The 996-nt window shown below is 39.8% G+C and carries 2 protein-coding genes; one reads left to right on the top strand and one right to left on the bottom strand.

The genetic code is table 11. The features are described from left to right. On the top strand, positions 1-209 hold a 209-nt coding region (locus AACR11_RS21225; RefSeq protein WP_223295714.1), incomplete at its 5' end, for a hypothetical protein. A gap of 255 nt (positions 210-464) precedes the next feature. Here the strand turns inward: AACR11_RS21225 and tenpIN are convergent. After that, positions 465-890, bottom strand: coding sequence for a type III toxin-antitoxin system TenpIN family toxin (gene tenpIN / locus AACR11_RS21220; RefSeq protein WP_029790862.1), 426 nt, complete (start codon positions 888-890; stop codon positions 465-467). Between the last annotated feature and the right edge of the window lie 106 nt (positions 891-996).

Genomic DNA, 996 nt, shown 5'->3' with positions numbered 1-996 from the left:
GCTTTTTTGTTTCTATCGTGCGAAAAAAATATATTTCAAAACTTCAAAGCACCATCAACAACACCCTACATGCTCAATCATCGATTTTGGTTGTTTTTCCGTTGGATAGTCGTTGGATTCAACGTTATTCGCATGGTGTTAAGCTGATTTTGGTTGGACAATCGTTGGATCGTCGTTGTTTTTCTGTTGGATTCTCGTTGGACGGTTAACTTTTCATTATGAGATCAGGTTTTTTTAGGCACACAGTTGGCGAGTTCGCCAGTAATAACACTGCGTTTCGAGAAATATATTTCTCTCTCTTGCGTCATTGTGAGCCTCGACGCTGACGCGCCGAGAATGCTAGACTCTACGGTACAACCCGTAGATTTTCGTTCCTAACGCACCGAACGCAATACCTTGCTGTTTTTTGGTATTTATTAGCGCCCAACGAAGAACGATTCCAAGATAGAACCAACTCGTTGACTTTAGATCCCTAGCTCATCATGGAAGTATTGAAGAGTTGTAAACTTGAACTTATGGTTCTCTGTTTTTCCTTCTTTAGCAGCATCGATATAGCCACTTACGTAATCACCGAATTCTTCGATGATTTTATCCTCATTGTTTTTTATTTTTTTATATTCGTCAGCATTTCGCGGTTTAAATGCTTCTTGGTTTAGGTCTTCATCTTGAACAAGAAGAGCTTTGCTGTAATCAAGTCCATTCCATTTACCATTGTAAAACAATGTCTTAAATCCATTGGGATGGTTTAAATTGCTTCTTAAAGGGACTGCAAAAGTTAAGTCATTAACTTGAACTGAGATAACTCCGTAGCCTCTATTCTTTTGGAGTACTTGATCTCGCCCTTCGCTCAATCGTTGGTAAGCCTCATCCGTCATACTTCTAAGTTTCATAAAATACCTTTTACATAGGCACAAAAAAGCCCTCACGAGGAGGGCTTTCTGTGTAGATATAATCCAGTGAGGTTGTTCTATTTAACGTGGGGATGCCTCTACCGCC

Source organism: Vibrio sp. L85 (genome assembly GCF_963871815.1).
Lineage (GTDB): Bacteria > Pseudomonadota > Gammaproteobacteria > Enterobacterales > Vibrionaceae > Vibrio > Vibrio harveyi.
The sequence above is the reverse complement of the archived record's forward strand: the minus strand, read 5'-3'. Positions and strand labels throughout refer to the sequence as shown.